Below are 21,254 nucleotides of genomic sequence, written 5' to 3' on the forward strand. Positions count from 1 at the left end.
GGGGGAAGGCTCTGTTTCGCGGCTCGCAAGCAATCTGGCCGAACTGGCACGAATGTCGCTATCTGCAAACAGTCACGCATTCACCCTTAAGAAAAAAACAACAAAGGGCACGCCATGTCTCTCACGCTAGAGCACGTCAGTCGCGCGGTCGATGGTCAGGTCTGGATCGACGACGCCTCCCTGAGCTTTGAGCCAGGATCTTTCAACGTTCTGCTGGGGCGAACCCTGTCCGGCAAAACCAGCCTGATGCGCCTGATGGCCGGGCTGGACAAGCCTGACAGCGGGCGGGTGCTGATGAACGGGGTCGATGTTACAAATCGACCGGTTCGTCTGCGCAATGTCTCGATGGTTTATCAGCAGTTCATCAATTACCCAAGCATGACGGTGTTCGAAAACATCGCCTCGCCGCTGCGTCAGGCCGGTCTGTCCAAGGACGTGATCCACAGCCGTGTGCAGGAAACCGCGAAGATGCTGCGCATCGAAAAGTTCCTGCAACGCCACCCGCTCGAATTGTCCGGTGGGCAGCAGCAGCGCACCGCGATGGCCAGGGCGCTGGTCAAGGACGCCGAGTTGATCCTGTTCGACGAGCCTTTGGTCAACCTTGATTACAAGCTGCGTGAAGAGCTGCGTCAGGAAATGCGCGAGCTGTTTGCAGCCCGCCATACCATTGCCATCTATGCCACTACCGAGCCCAATGAAGCGCTGGCGCTGGGTGGCACCACCACCATCCTGCATGAAGGGCGGGTGGTGCAGAGCGGCAAGACTCCCGAGGTCTATCACCGGCCGAGCACGGTATTGGCGGCCGAGCTGTTCTCTGAACCGCCGATCAATCTGATGCCGGGCCGTATAGACGGCAATGAAGTCAGCTTCGCCAACTTTGTGCATTTCCCGCTCAACGTCGACCTGCGGGCCGTCGGTGATGGTGAATACCGCTTTGGTGTGCGTCCCAGCCATTTGAGCCTTGTGCCTTCCAACGATGATGATCTGGAGCTGGCGGTCACCGTCGAGCTGGCAGAGATCAGCGGCTCGGAAACCTTTCTGCATGTGCGCAACGAGCTGTTTTCACTGGTTTTGCACCTGCCGGGCGTGCATGCCTACGACGTTGACGCATCGATTCGGGTGTACATCCCGACTCACAAATTATTTGTATTCGATCAGCAGGGCGGCCTGATTCAGGCGCCGGGCCTGCGTATGGCGAGGGTTGCCTGATGGCCGAGATCCGCTTGCAGAACCTGGCGCACAGTTACAGCGCCAAGCCTGGTCCTGACGACTATGCAATTCGCGAGATGAGTCACATCTGGGAGCAGGGCGGGGCTTACGCGCTGCTCGGGCCTTCCGGGTGTGGCAAGTCAACCCTGCTCAATATCATTTCGGGGCTGCTCAGTCCGTCGCAGGGCCAGGTGCTGTTCGACTCGAAAGTAGTCAATGAGCTGCCCCCGGAGCGTCGCAACATCGCTCAGGTTTTCCAGTTTCCAGTGATCTACGACACCATGACGGTGTTCGATAATCTGGCCTTTCCGTTGCGCAATCAGGGCCTGGACGAGGCGCGGATTCTCATCAAGGTCAACGAAATTGCCGATGTCCTGGACCTGCAGCCGCTGCTGAAAAAGAAAGCGCGCAACCTCAGCGCGGACGAAAAGCAGAAAGTCTCCATGGGTCGCGGTTTGGTGCGCGATGACGTGTCGGCGATCCTCTTCGACGAGCCGCTGACCGTGATCGACCCGCACCTGAAATGGAAACTGCGCCGCAAGCTCAAGCAGATCCACGAGCAATTCAATATCACTATGGTCTACGTCACCCACGATCAACTGGAGGCGTCGACCTTCGCCGACAAGATTGCGGTGATGTATGGCGGACAGATCGTCCAGTTCGGCACACCGCGGGAGCTGTTTGAAAAGCCTTCGCACACCTTTGTCGGCTATTTCATCGGCAGCCCTGGCATGAACCTGATTGACGTCACGCCTCAACCGGGCGGTGTCGGTTTTGCCGACATTCATCTGCCGCTGCCTGAGTCGTTGCAGCAAAAGCTTGCCAGCACACCGTGGAAAAGTCTGAAAGTGGGCATTCGTCCAGAGTTCGTGCATGTCTGGGACGGGCCTTACGACGATGCGATGTGCGCCGACGTGACCTATGTGGAAGACCTCGGTACCTACAAGATCATTACCCTGAAACTGGCCGGGCAACTGCTCAAGGTTCGTTTGCAGGAAGACAAACCGGTGCCGCACGGTCAGGCCTGGATCAGCTTTCCAGGTCAATGGCTGATGCTCTATGCCGACGATTACCTGCTTGAAGCCGGCCCGGTCAGTGAGGTGTCCCATGCGTAAGGTGCAGAACAACAAAGCCTGGTGGCTGGTGATGCCGGTGTTTCTGCTGGTGGCATTCAGCGCGATTATCCCGATGATGACCGTGGTCAACTACTCGGTGCAGGACATCTTCGACCAGTCCAGCCGCTATTTTGTCGGTACTGACTGGTTTCGCCAGGTCTTGCAGGACCCGCGCCTGCACGATTCGCTGCTGCGCCAGTTCATTTACTCGGGTTGCGTGCTGCTGATCGAGATCCCGCTGGGTATCGCGATCGCTCTGACCATGCCCACCAAAGGTCGCTGGTCATCGTTGTGCCTGATCGTGATGACCATTCCGTTGCTGATTCCATGGAACGTGGTCGGCACCATCTGGCAGATCTTCGGCCGTGGCGATATCGGCTTGCTGGGTTATACGTTGAACAACGTGCTGGGCATCAACTACAACTACGCCGCCAACGCTTCGGATGCCTGGGTGACAGTGCTGGTCATCGACGTCTGGCACTGGACCTCGCTGGTGGCCTTGCTGTGCTATTCAGGGTTGCGAGCCATTCCGGATGTCTACTATCAGGCGGCGCGGATTGATCGTGCCTCCGGCTGGGCCATCTTTCGGCATATCCAGCTGCCGAAGATGAAAAGCGTGCTGCTGATCGCGGTGATGCTGCGCTTCATGGACAGCTTCATGATCTACACCGAGCCGTTCGTGCTCACCGGTGGCGGTCCTGGCAACTCCACCACCTTCCTCAGTCAGACCCTGACCACCATGGCGCTCGGGCAGTTCGACCTGGGGCCTGCGGCGGCGTTCTCGCTGGTGTACTTCCTGATCATTCTGTTGGTGTCATGGGTGTTCTACACCGCCATGACTCACAGCGAAAAGAATTGAGGGGCTGGTCATGAGTCTGCGCAAAATCATACCGCTGTGGATTTACCTGTTGTTTCTGCTGGTGCCGATTTACTGGCTGATCAATATGTCGTTCAAGACCAATACCGAGATCCTCGGTGGCCTGACCCTGTGGCCGCAGGACTTTACCCTGGCCAACTACAAGGTGATTTTCACCGACGAAAGCTGGTACAGCGGTTACCTGAACTCGCTGTACTACGTGTGCCTCAATACCGTGATATCGCTGAGCGTTGCGCTTCCGGCAGCCTACGCGTTTTCACGCTATCGTTTTCTCGGCGACAAGCACCTGTTCTTCTGGCTGCTGACCAATCGCATGGCGCCACCGGCCGTGTTCCTGCTGCCGTTTTTCCAGCTGTACTCGTCCATCGGCCTGTTTGACACGCACATCGCCGTTGCTCTGGCGCATTGCTTGTTCAACGTTCCGCTGGCGGTGTGGATTCTGGAGGGCTTCATGTCCGGCGTTCCCAAGGAGATTGATGAAACGGCCTACATCGACGGTTATAGCTTTCCGAAGTTTTTCGTGAAGATTTTCATTCCGTTGATTGGCTCGGGTATCGGTGTTACCGCGTTTTTCTGCTTCATGTTCTCCTGGGTCGAGCTCTTGCTGGCGCGCACCCTGACATCGGTCAATGCCAAACCGATTGCTGCGGTAATGACCCGTACAGTCTCGGCGTCGGGTATTGATTGGGGCGTGCTGGCGGCGGCGGGGGTGTTGACTATCCTGCCGGGTATGCTGGTGATCTGGTTCGTTCGCAACCATGTGGTCAAGGGCTTTGCTCTTGGTCGTGTCTGAGGAGTCGAAAAAATGGAGTGGATGTCCTGGACACTGCCCACTGCGGCCTTTTTCATCAGCATCGCATTGCTGCTGGCGGGGATGACCGTATGGGAATTGCGCTCGGCAAGTATCGAGCGCCGTGGTTTTCTGCCGATTGCCACCACGCGTGGCGACCGTTTGTTCATTGGGCTTCTGGGTAGCGCTTACCTGCATTTGCTGGTGATCGGCGCGACCGACTGGAGTGTCTGGATTGCTTCAGGGGCCTCCCTGGTGTGGCTGTTGGTGGTGATGCGTTGGGGTTAGAGGGCGGCCGGGCGCGATTGCCGGGGTGATCCGGTCGGCGATATTCGAAAAGCGGGACTACATAAAAGCAACATTGGAGATGACTATGTTCAATAAGAAAAACAAGCTGCAACATAGCGTGACGCTGGCGACCATGATGATGCTCAGCGGGTTGAGTGTTTCGGCGTGGGCAGATCAGTACGAAGATGCGGCGAAGAAGTGGGCGGCCAGTGAATTCAAGCCGAGTACGCTTTCCGATGCAGAACAGTTGAAAGAGCTGGAGTGGTTCATCAAGGCCGCCGAGCCGTTCCGTGGCATGGACATCAAGGTGGTATCGGAAACCCTGACCACCCACGAGTACGAATCGAAAACCCTGGCCAAGGCCTTCACTGAAATCACTGGTATCAAAGTCACCCATGACTTGCTGCAAGAGGGTGATGTGATCGAAAAACTGCAGACCGCCATGCAGTCGGACAAAAGTATCTACGACGGCTGGGTCAACGACTCGGACCTGATCGGTACGCACTTCCGCTATGGCAAGGCGCTGTCGCTGACCGACCTGATGGCCAGTCCGGAAGGCAGCAAAGTCACCTCGCCGACTCTGGACCTGAAAGACTTCATCGGCACCTCGTTCACCACCGCGCCGGACGGCAAGCTTTATCAACTGCCTGATCAGCAATTCGCCAACCTGTACTGGTTCCGTGCCGACTGGTTCGAACGTCCCGACCTGAAAAAGAAGTTCAAAGACAAGTACGGCTATGAGCTGGGCGTCCCGGTCAACTGGTCGGCCTACGAAGACATTGCCAAATTCTTCAGCGAAGACGTCAAGGAGATCGACGGCAAGAAAGTCTTCGGGCACATGGATTATGGCAAGAAGGACCCGTCGCTGGGCTGGCGCTTCACCGATGCCTGGTTCTCCATGGCCGGCAGTGGCGACAAGGGCCTGCCTAACGGTTTGCCGGTGGACGAGTGGGGCATCCGTGTAGAGGATTGCCATCCGGTCGGCTCCAGCATTACCCGCGGTGGCGATACCAACGGGCCAGCGGCGGTGTTCGCGACCCAGAAATACATCGACTGGCTGAAAGCCTACGCACCGCCTGAAGCTGCGGGCATGACCTTTTCGGAGTCCGGGCCGGTTCCGTCGCAGGGTAACGTCGCGCAACAGATCTTCTGGTACACCGCCTTTACTGCCGACATGACCAAGCCCGGCCTGCCAGTCATGAACGCCGATGGCACGCCGAAATGGCGCATGGCACCTTCGCCAAAAGGACCTTACTGGAAAGAAGGTATGAAGCTCGGTTATCAGGACGTAGGGTCATGGACCTTCCTGAAATCTTCCGACGAGAAGAAGCGCCTGGCGGCATGGTTGTATGCGCAGTTCGTGACCTCGAAAAGCGTTTCGCTGAAGAAGACCATTGTCGGTCTGACGCCGATTCGCGAGTCCGACATCAACTCCAAGGAGATGACCGCGCTGGCACCCAAACTGGGTGGTCTGGTGGAGTTCTATCGCAGCCCGGCGCGTGTGCAGTGGTCGCCTACCGGGACCAACGTGCCTGATTATCCGAAACTGGCACAGTTGTGGTGGAGCCACGTTGCCGAGGCGGTCACCGGCGAGAAGACAGCACAGCAGGCGCTGGACGGTCTGGCCAAGGATCAGGATGCCATCATGACGCGCATCGAACGTTCCAAGGTTCAGGAAGCCAGCAAGTGTGCGCCGAAGATGAATCCCGAGACCTCTGCCGAGGAGTGGTATACCAAGGCTGAGCAAAGCGGTGGCAAATTCCTCGCACCGCAACGCAAGCTGGCCAACGAGAAACCGAAGGGTGAAACCATCGCTTACGCTGACCTGCTGAAGAGCTGGGAGGCTGGCAAGAAGTAAGGTTTTGTCGAGGTAAAAAAACGGCACCTTGAGGGTGCCGTTTTTTATTGCTGCAGGCTGATCAGTCGTGCAGGGTTTCTGCGGCGTACAGCGTGTTTTCCAGCAGGCAGGCACGGGTCATGGGACCAACGCCGCCAGGGACCGGGGTGATCCAGCCGGCGCGGGGCAGGGCAGTCTCGTAAACCACGTCGCCAACCAGCTTGCCATCGTCCTGACGGTTGATGCCGACGTCGATGACAATCGCGCCGGGCTTGATCCATTCGCCCTTGACCAGGCCGGGCTTGCCAGCGGCAACCACCACCAGATCGGCACGGCTTACATGGCCTGCCAGATCCTTGGTGAAACGGTGGGTCACGGTGACGGTGCAGCCCGCCAGCAGCAATTCCATCGCCATGGGGCGGCCGACAATGTTCGACGCGCCAACCACCACAGCATCCAGCCCGTACAGATCGACTCCGGTGCTTTCCAGCAGGGTAATGATCCCTTTGGGTGTGCACGGTCGCAGCAGGGGAATGCGCTGGGCCAGACGGCCGACGTTATAAGGATGGAAACCGTCCACGTCCTTGTCCGGGCGGATGCGCTCGAGCAGCAGCGATGCGTCCAGATGGGCTGGCAAAGGCAATTGCAGGAGGATGCCGTCGACAGCGGCGTCTTCATTGAGGCGGTCGATCAGATCGGTCAGCGCAACCTGAGTGGTATCAGCGGGCAAGTCATAGGCCTGGGAGATAAAGCCGACTTCCTCGCAGTCCTTGCGCTTGTGAGAGACATAGACCTGAGAGGCAGGGTCGCTGCCGACCAGAATCACCGCGAGGCCCGGCGTGCGCAGACCTTGCTGGCTACGTTCGGCGACACGTTTGGCGATCTGCTGGCGCAGGCTGGCGGCGATCGCCTTGCCGTCGATTAGTTTTGCAGTCATGACGCGTGATTAACCATCGAGAGGAAATAAAATGAGCGCGCATTCTCGCATGACATGGCGCGAGGGCAAAGGCGCATGCTGTGGATATTCCGCTAACTCCTTTATCTAGCTGAATTTTTTTCAAAAAAAGGTTGACGACCCCAGGGGCCGTCTATAAGATTCGTCGCACTTGCCGGGCAGAGCCCAGCACTGGTTAAGCTAGCACTGGTTGATTAGGTCAGGCAGAGTTGCAAATCAGCTCGGTGTGATTGAAAGCCTTTTAGTTTGTTCTCGCAAGAATACAAATTATATAAGTGCCCGTAGCTCAGCTGGATAGAGCATCCGCCTTCTAAGCGGATGGTCGCAGGTTCGAGTCCTGCCGGGTGCGCCATTCAAGGCAGCTTTGGCACAGCAAGTAAGTTGTATAGTCACGCGCAATATGGTGGGCGTAGCTCAGTTGGTAGAGCACAGGATTGTGACTCCTGCGGTCGTGGGTTCGAACCCCATCGTCCACCCCATATTAAGAAGGGCGCCAGATTTATAGTCTGGCGCCTTTGCTTTAAAAGTCTGAAATGCGGATGTGGTGGAATTGGTAGACACACTGGATTTAGGTTCCAGCGCCGCAAGGTGTGAGAGTTCGAGTCTCTCCGTCCGCACCAGGATAGCTGTAGTCGAGTGCTAACGCTTCGGTTGCAAAAGCTACAAAAAGAAAGCCGCCTAGTGCGGCTTTTTTTGTTTTGGCGTATTCGTTCCATCGCCTCGCGGGTCCGGCGGCCATACTGCCGCCGGTCGAGTGGGGCGTGCTATGTAGATGGATTCGGTCATCGTCCGGCGCAGAGGTTTCCTTATATAGGGGCCGTGCCAGACACGTCGCGAGTGATGCGAGGTGTTTTCCTTTCTCCTCCGGCTGTAGTCCGATTCCTTCTTGTTAACCCGCCCTTTTTCAGTAGGGTGACTTCTTGAGTTTGACCCACTAGAATGCATGCCCTTGATTCTGGGGTCGGAAACGGCCGGCTAACGTCTGTGCAACGAGGAATATCCATGCAAGTTTCTGTTGAAAATACTTCCGCTCTTGAGCGCCGCATGACCATTGGCGTGCCTGCCGAACGCATCGAGACTGAAGTCAACAAGCGTCTGCAGCAGACCGCACGTAAAGCCAAGATCCCGGGCTTCCGCCCAGGCAAGGTGCCTATGAGCGTGATCCGTCAGCGTTATGAAGACGGCGCACGTCAGGAAGCACTGGGCGATCTGATTCAGGCTACTTTCTACGAAGCTGTGGTTGAGCAGAAGCTGAACCCGGCCGGTGCTCCTGCTGTAGAGCCGAAATCTTTCGAAAAAGGCAAAGACCTGGAATACGTGGCTACTTTCGAAGTATTCCCGGAATTCACCGTTGCCGGTTTCGACACCATCGCCGTAGAGCGCCTGTCTGCCGACGTGGCGGACAGCGATCTGGACAACATGCTGGAAGTGCTGCGCAAGCAGAACGTTCGTTTTGAAGTGGCCGACCGTGCTGCCCAGAACGAAGACCAGCTGAACATTGATTTCGTGGGCAAGGTCGACGGCGAAGTGTTCGCTGGCGGTTCTGCTACGGCTACCCAGCTGGTGCTGGGTTCCGGTCGCATGATTCCTGGTTTTGAAGACGGTCTGGTTGGCGCCAAGGCTGGCGAAGAGCGCGTTCTGAACGTGACCTTCCCCGAGGACTATCAGAACCTTGAGCTGGCCGGCAAGGCTGCCGAGTTCACCGTGACCGTCAATACCGTTTCCGAGCCAAAGCTGCCTGAGCTGAACGAAGAGTTCTTCAAGCAGTTCGGTATCAAGGAAACCGGTATCGAAGGCTTCCGCACCGAGGTTCGCAAGAACATGGAGCGCGAGCTGCGTCAGGCGATCAAGTCCAAGGTCAAGAATCAGGTCATGGACGGTCTGCTGGCTGCCAACCCGATCGAAGTGCCTAAAGCGCTGCTGGAAAACGAAGTCAACCGTCTGCGCGTCCAGGCTGTTCAACAGTTCGGCGGCAACATCAAGCCAGACCAGTTGCCGGCTGAGCTGTTCGAAGAGCAGGCCAAGCGTCGCGTCGAGCTGGGCCTGATCGTTGCCGAGGTCGTCAAACAGTTCGACCTCAAGCCTGATGATGCTCGCGTACGTGAAATGATCCAGGAAATGGCATCCGCCTATCAGGAGCCTGAGCAGGTTGTTGCCTGGTACTACAAGAACGAGCAGCAAATGAACGAGGTACGTTCTGTTGTGCTTGAAGAGCAAGTTGTAGATACTGTTTTGCAGAAAGCTAGCGTGACCGACAAATCGGTCTCCTACGAAGAAGCTGTCAAGCCGGTGGAAGCTCCAAAAGCCGACTGATTTCTCTTTTCGTGCGAAAACACCCACAAGCCAGCCTTCGCGCTGGCTTGTGCGTATTCAAGACTCGACTATTTGGGAGTGAATGCAGGACATGTCCCGCAATTCTTATATTCAGCAGAACTCTGACATCCAGGCCGCTGGCGGCCTGGTCCCGATGGTTATCGAGCAGTCCGCCCGTGGCGAACGCGCCTATGACATCTATTCGCGCCTTCTCAAGGAGCGAGTCATCTTTATGGTTGGTCCGGTAGAGGACTACATGGCCAACCTTATCGCGGCACAACTGCTCTTCCTTGAAGCGGAAAACCCGGACAAGGATATCCATCTCTACATCAACTCGCCGGGCGGTTCGGTGACAGCAGGCATGTCGATCTACGACACCATGCAGTTCATCAAGCCGGACGTTTCGACTATCTGTATCGGTCAGGCTTGCAGCATGGGTGCCTTCCTGCTGGCCGGTGGTGCAGAAGGCAAGCGTCATTGCCTGCCCAACTCGCGGATGATGATTCACCAGCCGCTGGGCGGTTTCCAGGGTCAGGCGTCGGATATCGACATCCATGCCAAGGAAATCCTGCACATTCGTCATCGTCTCAACTCGCTACTGGCGCATCACACCGGCCAGAGCCTCGAAACCATCGAGCGCGACACCGAGCGTGACAACTTCATGAGCGCAGAGCGTGCGGCTGAATACGGCCTGATCGACTCCGTGATCAACAAGCGTCAAATGCCTGCCTAAGCGGCTCAAAATGTAGGGGGTCGGCACAACCGACCGCCTGCGGACTTGAAAAAGCCCGCAATAGCCTTCATCTTGTGTTGCAAGCCTACCGGATTGGATCGATCGAATGACTGACACCCGCAACGGCGAGGACAACGGCAAATTGCTCTATTGCTCCTTCTGTGGCAAAAGCCAGCATGAAGTGCGCAAATTGATTGCCGGCCCCTCGGTCTTTATCTGCGACGAGTGCGTCGACCTGTGCAACGACATCATCCGCGAGGAGGTGCAGGAAGCACAGGCCGAAAGCAGCGCGCATAAATTGCCTTCGCCTAAAGAAATCAGCGGCATCCTTGACCAGTATGTAATCGGTCAGGAACGTGCCAAAAAGGTCCTCGCAGTAGCGGTGTACAACCACTACAAGCGTTTGAACCAGCGCGACAAGAAGAATGACGACGTTGAACTGGGCAAGAGCAACATCCTGCTGATCGGCCCTACGGGCTCCGGCAAGACGCTGCTGGCCGAAACACTGGCCCGTCTGCTCAATGTGCCGTTCACCATCGCTGACGCCACCACCCTGACCGAAGCCGGTTATGTGGGTGAGGACGTTGAAAACATTATCCAGAAGCTGTTGCAGAAATGTGATTACGATGTCGAGAAGGCTCAGATGGGCATTGTCTACATCGATGAAATCGACAAGATTTCGCGCAAATCCGACAACCCTTCGATCACTCGTGACGTTTCCGGCGAAGGCGTGCAGCAAGCCTTGCTGAAGCTGATCGAGGGCACCGTGGCTTCCGTTCCTCCGCAAGGTGGTCGCAAGCATCCGCAGCAGGAATTCCTGCAAGTGGACACACGCAATATTCTCTTTATTTGCGGTGGCGCCTTCTCGGGCCTGGAAAAGGTCATTCAGAACCGTTCCACCCGTGGCGGCATCGGCTTCAATGCCGAAGTTCGCAGCAAGGAGGAGGGCAAGAAGGTTGGCGAGTCCCTGCGTGAAGTCGAGCCTGACGATCTGGTCAAGTTCGGTCTGATCCCTGAGTTCGTGGGCCGTCTGCCAGTGCTTGCAACGCTGGACGAGCTGGATGAGGCTGCTTTGATACAGATCCTCACCGAGCCGAAGAATGCGCTGACCAAGCAGTATGCCAAGCTGTTCGAGATGGAAGGCGTGGACCTCGAGTTCCGCACCGACGCGTTGAAGTCGGTTGCCCGTCGCGCGCTGGAGCGCAAGACCGGTGCCCGTGGCTTGCGTTCCATCCTCGAAGGCGTGCTGCTCGACACCATGTACGAAATTCCGTCGCAAAGTGACGTGAGCAAGGTGGTGATCGATGAGAGCGTTATCGATGGTACGTCCAAGCCGCTGCTGATCTACGAAAACAGTGAGCCGCCTGCCAAGGTTGCCCCTGACGCGTAACACACGCAGGTGTATGGGCGTGTGAAGTAATACGGAAGGGGGCCTTTTTGGCCCCCTTTTGCATTTTTCAGCCGTTCATTCGTTTTGTATGAAGAAATTGATCTTGGCGGGTCGTGGCTCTAGAGCTTGTTTTTTTTGGACGCTACCCCCATCTTGGCTTCAAGCTAATTCCATCTGTCCCGGCCAATTGGCCGCCGTAGAGGCGAAATCATGAAGACCACTATTGAATTGCCTCTCTTGCCATTGCGTGATGTCGTGGTTTATCCGCACATGGTTATCCCGCTGTTCGTGGGGCGCGAGAAGTCTATCGAAGCCCTTGAAGCGGCAATGACGGGCGACAAGCAGATTCTGCTGCTCGCGCAAAGAAACCCGGCTGACGACGATCCTGATGAAAAGGCGTTGTACAACGTCGGCACTATTGCCACCGTACTGCAGCTGCTCAAGCTGCCTGATGGCACCGTCAAGGTGCTGGTCGAAGGTGAGCAGCGTGGTTCGGTAGAACGCTTCATCGAAGTCGATGGCCATTACCGCGCCGACGTCGCGTTGATCGACGAAGTCGATGCCCCGGATCGCGAATCCGAAGTATTTGTGCGCAGCCTGCTGGCTCAGTTCGAGCAGTATGTGCAGCTTGGCAAGAAAGTCCCCGCAGAAGTCCTCTCGTCGCTCAACAGCATCGATGAGCCCGGTCGCCTGGTTGACACCATGGCAGCGCACATGGCGCTCAAGATCGAGCAGAAGCAGGAAATTCTCGAGATTATCGACCTGTCGGCCCGTGTCGAGCACGTGCTGGCCTTGCTGGATGCCGAAATCGACCTGCTGCAGGTTGAAAAGCGCATTCGCGGTCGTGTGAAAAAACAAATGGAGCGCAGCCAGCGCGAGTACTACCTGAATGAGCAGATGAAGGCCATTCAGAAAGAACTGGGCGATGGCGACGAAGGCCATAACGAAATTGAAGAGCTGAAAAAGCGCATCGACGCTGCCGGACTGCCCAAGGACGCTCTGACCAAGGCGACTGCCGAGCTGAACAAGCTCAAGCAGATGTCGCCGATGTCGGCCGAGGCGACCGTGGTGCGCTCCTACATCGACTGGCTGGTTCAAGTGCCGTGGAAGGCCCAGAGCAAGGTGCGTCTGGACCTTGCGCGCGCTGAAGCGATCCTCGATGCCGACCATTATGGTCTGGATGAGGTCAAGGAACGCATTCTCGAATACCTCGCCGTGCAAAAGCGCGTGAAGAAGATTCGTGGCCCTGTGCTGTGTCTGGTAGGTCCACCGGGTGTGGGTAAAACCTCCCTGGCCGAGTCCATCGCCAACGCAACCAATCGCAAATTCGTGCGTATGGCACTCGGTGGCGTGCGTGACGAGGCTGAAATTCGTGGTCATCGCCGGACTTACATCGGTTCGATGCCAGGAAGATTGATACAAAAGATGACAAAGGTGGGCGTCCGCAACCCGCTGTTCCTGCTTGATGAAATCGACAAGATGGGCAGCGACATGCGCGGCGATCCGGCGTCGGCATTGCTTGAGGTCCTGGACCCTGAGCAAAACCATAACTTCAATGATCACTACCTCGAGGTCGACTACGATCTTTCCGATGTAATGTTCCTGTGCACGTCGAACTCGATGAATATTCCGCCAGCCTTGCTGGACCGGATGGAAGTCATTCGCCTGCCGGGTTACACCGAAGACGAAAAGATCAACATCGCCGTCAAATACCTCTCGCCCAAGCAGATCCAGGCCAATGGCTTGAAGAAAGGCGAGATCCAGTTCGACGAGGAAGCAATCCGCGACATCATTCGCTACTACACCCGTGAAGCGGGCGTGCGCGGTCTAGAGCGCCAGATTGCCAAGGTTTGCCGCAAGGCGGTCAAAGAACACGCCATGGAAAAACGCTTCTCCGTGCAGGTTACTGCCGAGATGCTCGAACACTTCCTGGGTGTGCGCAAATTCCGCTACGGACTGGCCGAGCAACAGGATCAGATCGGTCAGGTCACAGGTCTGGCGTGGACTCAGGTGGGCGGTGAATTGCTGACCATCGAGGCTGCGGTTGTATCGGGCAAGGGCCAGTTGATCAAGACCGGTTCGCTGGGTGATGTCATGGTCGAATCCATTACCGCCGCGCAGACCGTGGTGCGCAGTCGTGCCCGTAGTCTGGGCATTCCAGCCGATTTCCACGAGAAACACGACACGCATATCCACATGCCGGAAGGCGCGACGCCCAAGGATGGACCAAGCGCTGGCGTAGGTATGTGTACTGCCCTGGTATCGGCGCTTACACAGATCCCGGTACGTGCCGATGTGGCAATGACGGGCGAGATTACCCTGCGCGGGCAGGTGCTGGCGATTGGTGGTCTGAAGGAAAAACTTCTGGCTGCGCATCGCGGCGGAATCAAGACGGTGATCATTCCGGAAGAAAACGTGCGTGATTTGAAGGAGATTCCTGACAATATCAAGCAGGATCTGCAAATCAAGCCCGTTAAATGGATTGACGAAGTCCTGCAAATTGCGCTGCAATACGCGCCGGAGCCGTTGCCGGACGTGGCTACAGATCTGGTCGCAAAGGAAGAAAAACGCGAGTCTGACTCTAAGGACAGAATTAGCACGCATTAAGACTGGGCAGGCTTCCTTGACAGCTTTTTAGAGCCCTTGTTATAAAGCGGCTCTTTAAAGCAAGCACCAGCAAGCCTTCCAGCGCTCGTTTTGCTTAACACCTAAAACTTAGAAACATACTCAATATAGAGATAAGGGGACTTAGAGTGAACAAGTCGGAACTGATTGATGCTATCGCTGCATCTGCTGATATCCCGAAAGCTGCTGCTGGCCGTGCGCTGGACGCAGTGATCGAATCCGTCACTGGCGCTCTGAAGGCTGGCGACTCGGTTGTTTTGGTTGGCTTTGGTACGTTCTCCGTGACTGATCGTCCTGCTCGCATCGGTCGCAACCCTCAGACTGGTAAGACGCTGGAAATCGCTGCTGCTAAAAAACCAGGTTTCAAAGCCGGTAAAGCCCTCAAAGAAGCTGTCAACTAAGCCTCTCGATGCCTTTGCCCGCTGGGTCGGGTCTGTCCTGATCCAGTAGCGGAGTGGTGGTGCATTCGGTTGCAACACCGAGGGGTTCGAGCCCTACCGCTCCGTCAGTTACGAGAAGGCGCATCCTCGGATGCGCCTTTCTTCTATCCGCTTTCTACCCACGCTCCGCGGTTGGTTAGTCAGTTCAACCGTTTTGGGGGACGCAATGCTGCAGAACATCAGGGACAATTCACAAGGCTGGATTGCCAAGACAATTATCGGAATCATCATCGCTTTGATGGCCTTCACCGGCATCGAGGCGTTGTTTACCGCTACCAGCAACAAGCAGAACGCGGCTGAAGTGAACGGCGAGGACATCTCTCAGAATGAGTTGAGCCAGGCCGTCGACATGCAGCGCCGCCAGTTGGCTCAGCAGCTCGCGCAGCAGTTGGGCAAGGATTTCGATCCTGCGATGCTGGATGAAAAACTGTTGCGTGAATCAGCCCTCAAAGGTTTGATCGACCGCAAGCTGCTGCTGCAAGGCGCAACGGATGCGAAATTCTCGTTTTCCGACGCGGCACTGGATCAGCAGCTTTTGCAGACGCCCGAGTTTCAGGTCGATGGCAAGTTCAGTGCTGACCGTTTCGATCAGGTGATTCGCCAGCTGGGTTACAGCCGTCTGCAGTTCCGCCAGATGCTTGGCCAGGAAATGCTCATCGGTCAGGTGCGTGCAGGTGTTGCCGGCAGTGCCTTCGTCACCGATGCACAGGTTGACGCTTTTGCCCGTCTGGAAAAGCAGACCCGTGATTTCGCTTCGCTGACCCTGCCTGCCGATACCACGGCTGTCAAAGTGACGGACGACGAAGTCAAGGCTCACTACGACCAGCATGCCAAGGAGTTCATGAGCCCTGAGCAGGTTGTGCTTGATTACATCGAATTGAAGAAGTCGTCTTTCTTCGACAAGGTGCAGGTCAAGGATGAGGACTTGCAGGCGGCTTATCAGAAAGAAATCGCCAATCTGTCAGAACAGCGTCGTGCTGCGCACATCCTGATCGAGGTGAACGACAAGCTGAACGACGAACAGGCCAAGGCGAAGATTGAAGAAATTCAACAGCGTCTGGCCAAGGGTGAAGATTTTGCTGCGCTGGCCAAGGAATATTCGCAGGACCCTGGTTCGTCCAGCAAGGGCGGTGATCTTGGTTACGCAGGCAAGGGTGTCTATGACCCTGCGTTCGAAGACACGTTGTATGCCTTGAACAAGGACCAGGTGTCGCAGCCTGTGCGTACCGACTTCGGCTGGCACCTGATCAAGCTGCTGGGCGTCGAGGCTCCATCGGTGCCGACATTTGCCAGTCTGAAAGACAAACTGACCACCGATTTGAAATCGCAGCTGGTCGAGCAGAAGTTTGTCGAAGTGACCAAGCAGCTGGAAGATTCTGCATTTGAATCGTCCGACCTGTCTCAACCGGCACAGGATCTGGGCCTTAAGGTTCAGACCACTGCGCCATTTGGTCGTGAAGGCGGTGAGGGTATTACAGCCAACCGCGCGGTCATCCAGGCTGCGTTCAGCCCGGAAGTGCTGGAAGAAGGCTCCAACAGCAACACGCTGGAGCTGGATCCGGAGACCGTCGTGGTGGTGCGCTCCAAAGAGCACCTGCAACCTCAGCAGTTGCCGCTTGAGAGCGTTGCCAGCTCGATTCGCGCTCAACTGGTCAAGGAGCACGCTACAGCTGCTGCCAAGGCCAAGGGCGAGGCTCTGCTGGCCGGGCTGCGTGATGGCAAGATCCCGTTGGCTGCGAAGCAGGATGGACGTGACTGGAAATCGATGGAAGCAGTCACTCGCAGTCAGGAAGGCGTTGATCCTCAAGTACTGCAGACGCTGTTCCGCATGCCCAAGCCTGATGGCAAGGGCAAGCCGGAATTCGCCAGCATTACTGCAGCCGATGGCAGCTTCGTGATTGTGCGTCTCAACGGCGTGAATCAGGCTGCTGCACCGACTGATGCGGAAAAGGCGCAATACCGTCGATTCCTCGCGTCGCGTGCGGGTCAGCAGGATTTCGCTGCGTACCGCGCACAGCTGGAAAGCAAGGCGAAGATCGAGAAGTTCTAAGTATCTCGAAACCCGCACAAAAAAGAAGGCCGCTCACTGAGCGGCCTTCTTTTTGAGTGCAGGAAAGTTGCCTGCCGGAAAATGCCGCTCGCGAGGAGCGGCGCTTGCCGTCTTACTCTTCCATGCTGCCCATCGCGGTGGTGTTGAAACCGCCGTCGACGTACATGATCTCACCACTGATGCCCGACGCCAGGTCAGAGCACAGGAACGCGCCGGCATTGCCGACTTCGTCGATGGTCACGTTGCGGCGCAGAGGGGTCTGCGCTTCGTTGGCAGCCAGCATTTTGCGGAAGTTCTTGATACCCGAAGCAGCCAGTGTGCGGATCGGGCCGGCGGATACGGCATTGACGCGAGTACCTTCCGGGCCGAGGCTGCCGGCCAGGTAACGAACGCCTGCTTCCAGACTGGCCTTGGCCATGCCCATGACGTTGTAGTTGGGCATGGTGCGCTCTGCGCCCAGGTACGACAGGGTCAGCAGGCTGCCATTGCGGCCTTTCATCATTTCGCGACCAGCCTTGGCCAAGGCCACGAAGCTGTAGGCGCTGATGTCGTGAGCGATGCGGAAACCTTCGCGAGTGGTGGCGTCGGTGAAGTCGCCGTCGAGCTGGTCACCCGGAGCAAAGCCGACCGAGTGAACGATCACGTCCAGGCCGTCCCACTTCTTGCTCAGCTCTTCAAAGACCTTGGTGATCTCTTCGTCGCTGGCCACATCGCAAGGGAAGCACAGCTCAGGACCTGAGCCCCAGCCTGCGGCGAACTCTTCGACACGGCCCTTGAGCTTGTCGTTCTGGTAGGTGAAAGCAAGCTCTGCACCTTCACGATGCATGGCGGCAGCAATGCCGGATGCGATGGACAGTTTACTGGCGACACCGACGATCAGGACGCGCTTACCGGCGAGAAAACCCATGTGTTGTTCCTCTTCAGGTTAATCGACAGCTACCGGTGCCAAAAAGGCGGCTTCCAGCAGCTGCTGTGTATAAGGATGTTGCGGTGCGGCGAAGATGTCCTGCGCTGCACCCTGTTCGACCACTTGGCCTTGCTTGACCACCATCAACTGGTGGCTTAGCGCTTTGACGACAGCCAGGTCATGGCTGATGAACAAATACGTCAGATTGTACTTGGCTTGCAGCGAGCGAAGCAGCTCGACGACCTGACGCTGTACGGTCCGGTCGAGGGCTGATGTCGGCTCGTCCAGCAAGATAAGCGCCGGTTTCAATACCAGCGCACGTGCAATGGCGATCCTCTGCCGTTGGCCACCGGAGAACTCGTGAGGGTAGCGGTGCCGGGTATCCGGATCCAGGCCAACCTCCCTGAGTGCTTCGATGATCGCCGTCTGTTGCTCGGCGGGCGTGCCCATACCGTGGATTCGCAAGCCTTCGCCAACGATTTCACCCACTGACATACGCGGGCTCAAACTGCCAAACGGGTCCTGGAACACCACCTGCATCTGCCTGCGCAGCGGACGGATCTGCTGTTGCGACAGAGATTCTAGCGCGTTGCCCTTGAAACGTATGGTGCCCTGGCTGCCGATCAGTCTAAGAATCGCCAGCCCCAGCGTCGATTTGCCCGACCCGCTTTCACCCACGATGCCCAGTGTTTGCCCTTGCGGCAGGCTGAAGCGTATGCCGTCCACCGCTTTGACGTGGTCGACCGTGCGCTTGAGCAGGCCCTTCTTGATCGGGAACCAGACTTTCAGGTCCTCGACTTCAAGCAGCGGAGCGCCGGCCGGGTTGGTCGAAGGACCGCCGCTGGGCTCTGCGCTGAGCAACACTTTGGTGTAAGGATGTTGCGGCGAACGGAACAATTCTTCGCACGATGCCTGTTCGACGATGCAACCGCGCTGCATGACACATACTCGGTTGGCTATTTGCCTGACCACGTTCAAATCGTGGCTGATAAGCAGCAACGCCATGCCCAGACGAGCCTGCAATTGCTTGAGCAATTCAAGAATTTTCAGCTGCACCGTGACATCCAGTGCAGTGGTCGGTTCGTCGGCAATCAGCAGCTCCGGCTCGTTGGCCAGTGCCATCGCTATCATCACACGCTGGCGCTGGCCGCCTGACAGCTCATGTGGCAAGGCTTTGAGACGTTTGTGTGGCTCTGGGATGCCTACCAGCTCAAGAAGCTCCAGCGTGCGTTTGGTGGCGTCCTTGCCGCTCAGACCCTTATGCAGGCCAAGTACCTCGTTGATTTGTTTTTCGACCGAGTGCAGCGGGTTCAGCGAGGTCATCGGTTCCTGGAAGATCATGGCGATACGGTTGCCACGGATCGAGCGCAGTTTTTTCTCTTCCACCTTCAGCAGGTCTTCACCGGCGTAGCGGACAGTGCCGCTCGGATGACTGGCAATGGGGTAGGGCAGCAGGCGCAGGATCGAGTGCGCTGTCACTGATTTGCCCGAGCCGCTTTCGCCGACCAGTGCGAGGGTTTCACCCCGACGGATGTCAAAGCTGATGTTCTCGACCACCCGTTGCCGTGAGTCGCCCGTCACGAACTCGACCGCCAGATCGCGGATTTCGATCAGATTGTCATTGCTCATCTTATTTCCTTGGGTCGAAAGCATCGCGGGCGGATTCGCCGATGAACACCAGCAGGCTCAGCATGATGGCCAGCACAGCGAACGCGCTGATGCCCAGCCAGGGTGCCTGCAGGTTGGATTTGCCCTGCGCCACCAGTTCGCCCAGCGAAGGCGACCCGGCGGGCAGGCCGAAGCCCAGGAAGTCCAGTGCAGTCAAGGTGCCGATGGCCCCGGTGAGGATGAACGGCATGAAGGTCATGGTCGAGACCATGGCGTTGGGCAGGATATGGCGGAACATGATCGCGCCGTTCTCCATGCCCAGGGCCCGCGCGGCCCTTACGTATTCCAGATTCCTGCCACGCAGGAACTCGGCACGCACCACGTCTACCAGATTCATCCAGGAAAACAGCAGCATGATGCCCAGCAGCCACCAGAAGTTGGGTTGCACGAAGCTGGCGAGAATGATCAACAGATACAGCACGGGCAGGCCCGACCACACTTCCAGAAAACGCTGGCCCAGCAGGTCGACCCAGCCGCCATAGAAACCCTGCAGGGCGCCGGCGATGACGCCGATGATCGAACTGAGGATGGTCAGGGTCAGGGCGAACAGCACGGAAATCCTGAAGCCGTAGATCACTCGTGCCAATACATCACGGCCCTGATCGTCGGTGCCCAGCAGGTTTTCCCGGGACGGTGGCGCAGGGGCTGGGACTTTCAGGTCGTAGTTGATGCTCTGGTAACTGAAAGGGATGGGTGCCCACAGGGTCCAGCCATCCTTCGCCGCGAGCAATTCCTTGATGTATGGGCTCTTGTAATTGGCTTCCAGCGGGAATTCGCCGCCGAAGGTGGTCTCCGGGTAACGCTCCAGCACCGGGAAGTACCAGTGACCGTCGTAGCGCACGGCAAGCGGTTTATCGTTGGCGATCAGTTCGGCGCCCAGGCTCAGGCCGAACAGGATGAGGAACAGCCACAGTGACCACCAGCCGCGTCGGTTGGCTTTGAAGCGTTCGAAGCGACGGCGATTGAGAGGAGACAGCTTCATATCAATGCTTCCTGCTTTCGAAGTCGATGCGCGGGTCTACCAGGGTGTAGGTGATGTCGCCGATCAGCTTCACCACCAACCCCAGCAGGGTGAAGATGAACAGGGTGCCGAACACCACCGGGTAGTCGCGGTTGATAGCGGCTTCAAAGCTCATCAGGCCCAAGCCGTCCAGCGAAAAGATCACTTCCACCAGCAGCGAGCCGGTGAAGAAGATACCGATGAACGCCGACGGAAAGCCGGCGATCACCAGCAGCATCGCGTTGCGAAACACATGGCCGTAGAGCACCTTGTGGTTGCTCAGGCCCTTGGCTTTGGCGGTGGTGACATATTGCTTGCTGATTTCATCGAGAAAGCTGTTCTTGGTCAGCAGGGTCATGGTGGCGAAGTTGCCGATCACCAGCGCGGTGACTGGCAGCACCAGATGCCAGAAGTAGTCGAAGATCTTGCCCAGGGTGCTCAGTTCGTCGTAGTTGTTCGAGGTCAGCCCGCGCAGCGGGAACCAGTTGAAGTAGCTGCCACCGGCAAACACCACGATCAGCAGAATCGCGAACAGAAACGCCGGGATGGCGTAGCCGACGATGATCGCCGAGCTGGTCCACACGTCGAACTGACTGCCGTGGCGAGTGGCTTTGGCGATCCCCAGCGGGATCGACACCAGGTACATGATCAGCGTGCTCCATAACCCCAGAGAGATGGAGACCGGCATCTTCTCGACGATCAGGTCGATCACCTTGGCATCGCGAAAGAAGCTGTCGCCGAAATCCAGCGTGGCGTAGTTCTTGATCATGATCCACAGGCGTTCCGGTGCCGATTTATCGAAACCGTACATGCGTTCGATTTCTTTGATCAGTGCCGGGTCCAGGCCCTGCGCGCCACGGTAGTTGGAGCCTGCCACCGAGACCTCGGCACCGCCACCCGCAATTCGGCTGGTAGCGCCATCGAAGCCTTCGATCTTGGCGATCATCTGCTCGACCGGTCCACCGGGTGCGGCCTGAATGATGACGAAGTTGATGACCAGAATGCCGAGCAGGGTAGGGATGATCAGCAGCAGCCGTCGCAGAATATAAGCCAGCAT

At 57.2% G+C, this 21,254-nt stretch carries 17 protein-coding genes and 3 tRNA genes; 15 read left to right on the forward strand and 5 right to left on the reverse strand.

Features of this window, described 5'->3' with window-relative positions:
* Window positions 1-114 precede the first annotated feature (114 nt).
* The 6 genes from RYC17_RS07240 to RYC17_RS07265 all read left to right on the forward strand — a co-directional run bounded on the left by RYC17_RS07240 (window position 115) and on the right by RYC17_RS07265 (window position 6,137).
* A complete protein-coding gene (locus RYC17_RS07240; RefSeq protein ID WP_002552727.1) occupies window positions 115-1,209 on the forward strand; it encodes an ABC transporter ATP-binding protein in 1,095 nt (364 codons plus the stop codon).
* The gene (locus RYC17_RS07245; protein ID WP_316902684.1) at window positions 1,209-2,324 is read left to right on the forward strand and encodes an ABC transporter ATP-binding protein; all 1,116 of its coding nucleotides are present in this window, start codon (window positions 1,209-1,211) and stop codon (window positions 2,322-2,324) included. The genes RYC17_RS07240 and RYC17_RS07245 overlap by 1 nt, the downstream gene beginning before the upstream one ends.
* A complete protein-coding gene (locus RYC17_RS07250; protein ID WP_002552729.1) occupies window positions 2,317-3,183 on the forward strand; it encodes a carbohydrate ABC transporter permease in 867 nt (288 codons plus the stop codon). The genes RYC17_RS07245 and RYC17_RS07250 overlap by 8 nt, the downstream gene beginning before the upstream one ends.
* A 10-nt stretch (window positions 3,184-3,193) precedes the next feature.
* Window positions 3,194-3,994 (forward strand): carbohydrate ABC transporter permease, encoded by an 801-nt coding sequence (locus RYC17_RS07255; protein WP_003315280.1) that lies wholly within the window; start codon window positions 3,194-3,196, stop codon window positions 3,992-3,994.
* Between the two features lie 12 nt (window positions 3,995-4,006).
* Entirely contained in the window at window positions 4,007-4,279 is a 273-nt protein-coding gene (locus tag RYC17_RS07260) for a DUF2160 domain-containing protein (protein WP_002552730.1), read from the forward strand.
* 85 nt (window positions 4,280-4,364) lie between these two features.
* A complete protein-coding gene (locus RYC17_RS07265) occupies window positions 4,365-6,137 on the forward strand; it encodes an ABC transporter substrate-binding protein (protein WP_044321923.1) in 1,773 nt (590 codons plus the stop codon).
* Between the two features lie 61 nt (window positions 6,138-6,198).
* Here the strand turns inward: RYC17_RS07265 and folD are convergent, their stop codons facing one another.
* A complete protein-coding gene (gene folD, locus RYC17_RS07270; protein ID WP_044321922.1) occupies window positions 6,199-7,053 on the reverse strand; it encodes a bifunctional methylenetetrahydrofolate dehydrogenase/methenyltetrahydrofolate cyclohydrolase FolD in 855 nt (284 codons plus the stop codon).
* A gap of 293 nt (window positions 7,054-7,346) precedes the next feature.
* On the opposite strand from folD, the gene RYC17_RS07275 reads away from it, so the two are divergent.
* The 9 genes from RYC17_RS07275 (at window position 7,347) to RYC17_RS07315 (ending at window position 16,622) form a co-directional block, all read left to right on the forward strand.
* Window positions 7,347-7,423: transfer RNA gene (locus RYC17_RS07275), tRNA-Arg, on the forward strand.
* 51 nt (window positions 7,424-7,474) lie between these two features.
* Window positions 7,475-7,550, forward strand: a tRNA-His gene (locus RYC17_RS07280).
* Between the two features lie 56 nt (window positions 7,551-7,606).
* Window positions 7,607-7,691: transfer RNA gene (locus RYC17_RS07285), tRNA-Leu, on the forward strand.
* A 382-nt stretch (window positions 7,692-8,073) separates the two neighbouring features.
* Complete coding sequence (gene tig / locus RYC17_RS07290) at window positions 8,074-9,384, forward strand: trigger factor (protein WP_002552733.1); 1,311 nt, start codon at window positions 8,074-8,076, stop codon at window positions 9,382-9,384.
* A 91-nt stretch (window positions 9,385-9,475) separates the two neighbouring features.
* Window positions 9,476-10,117: an ATP-dependent Clp endopeptidase proteolytic subunit ClpP gene (gene clpP, locus RYC17_RS07295; RefSeq protein WP_002552734.1), complete on the forward strand. Its 642-nt coding sequence runs from the start codon at window positions 9,476-9,478 to the stop codon at window positions 10,115-10,117.
* 106 nt (window positions 10,118-10,223) lie between these two features.
* Window positions 10,224-11,507 (forward strand): ATP-dependent Clp protease ATP-binding subunit ClpX, encoded by a 1,284-nt coding sequence (gene clpX, locus RYC17_RS07300; protein WP_002552735.1) that lies wholly within the window; start codon window positions 10,224-10,226, stop codon window positions 11,505-11,507.
* 210 nt (window positions 11,508-11,717) lie between these two features.
* Window positions 11,718-14,114, forward strand: coding sequence for an endopeptidase La (gene lon, locus RYC17_RS07305; RefSeq protein ID WP_002552736.1), 2,397 nt, complete (start codon window positions 11,718-11,720; stop codon window positions 14,112-14,114).
* A gap of 146 nt (window positions 14,115-14,260) precedes the next feature.
* Window positions 14,261-14,533, forward strand: a complete 273-nt coding sequence (locus RYC17_RS07310; RefSeq protein WP_002552737.1) for an HU family DNA-binding protein — start codon at window positions 14,261-14,263, stop codon at window positions 14,531-14,533.
* Between the two features lie 205 nt (window positions 14,534-14,738).
* The gene (locus RYC17_RS07315; protein ID WP_058401923.1) at window positions 14,739-16,622 is read left to right on the forward strand and encodes a SurA N-terminal domain-containing protein; all 1,884 of its coding nucleotides are present in this window, start codon (window positions 14,739-14,741) and stop codon (window positions 16,620-16,622) included.
* Window positions 16,623-16,734: 112 nt separating this feature from the next.
* On the opposite strand, the gene fabI is transcribed toward RYC17_RS07315, so the two are convergent.
* From fabI to RYC17_RS07335, 4 genes are read right to left on the reverse strand one after another with little or no spacing between them, the layout of a single operon-like run.
* Window positions 16,735-17,529, reverse strand: a complete 795-nt coding sequence (gene fabI, locus RYC17_RS07320; RefSeq protein ID WP_004660733.1) for an enoyl-ACP reductase FabI — start codon at window positions 17,527-17,529, stop codon at window positions 16,735-16,737.
* Window positions 17,530-17,547: 18 nt separating this feature from the next.
* A complete protein-coding gene (locus RYC17_RS07325; RefSeq protein WP_058401924.1) occupies window positions 17,548-19,158 on the reverse strand; it encodes an ABC transporter ATP-binding protein in 1,611 nt (536 codons plus the stop codon).
* A gap of 1 nt (window position 19,159) precedes the next feature.
* On the reverse strand, window positions 19,160-20,179 hold the full coding sequence (locus tag RYC17_RS07330) for an ABC transporter permease (RefSeq protein ID WP_002552741.1): 1,020 nt from the start codon (window positions 20,177-20,179) through the stop codon (window positions 19,160-19,162).
* Between the two features lies 1 nt (window position 20,180).
* A complete protein-coding gene (locus tag RYC17_RS07335; RefSeq protein WP_058408477.1) occupies window positions 20,181-21,254 on the reverse strand; it encodes a microcin C ABC transporter permease YejB in 1,074 nt (357 codons plus the stop codon).

The organism is Pseudomonas syringae group sp. J248-6, assembly GCF_032586995.1.
In the GTDB taxonomy this organism is placed as follows: domain Bacteria; phylum Pseudomonadota; class Gammaproteobacteria; order Pseudomonadales; family Pseudomonadaceae; genus Aquipseudomonas; species Aquipseudomonas amygdali.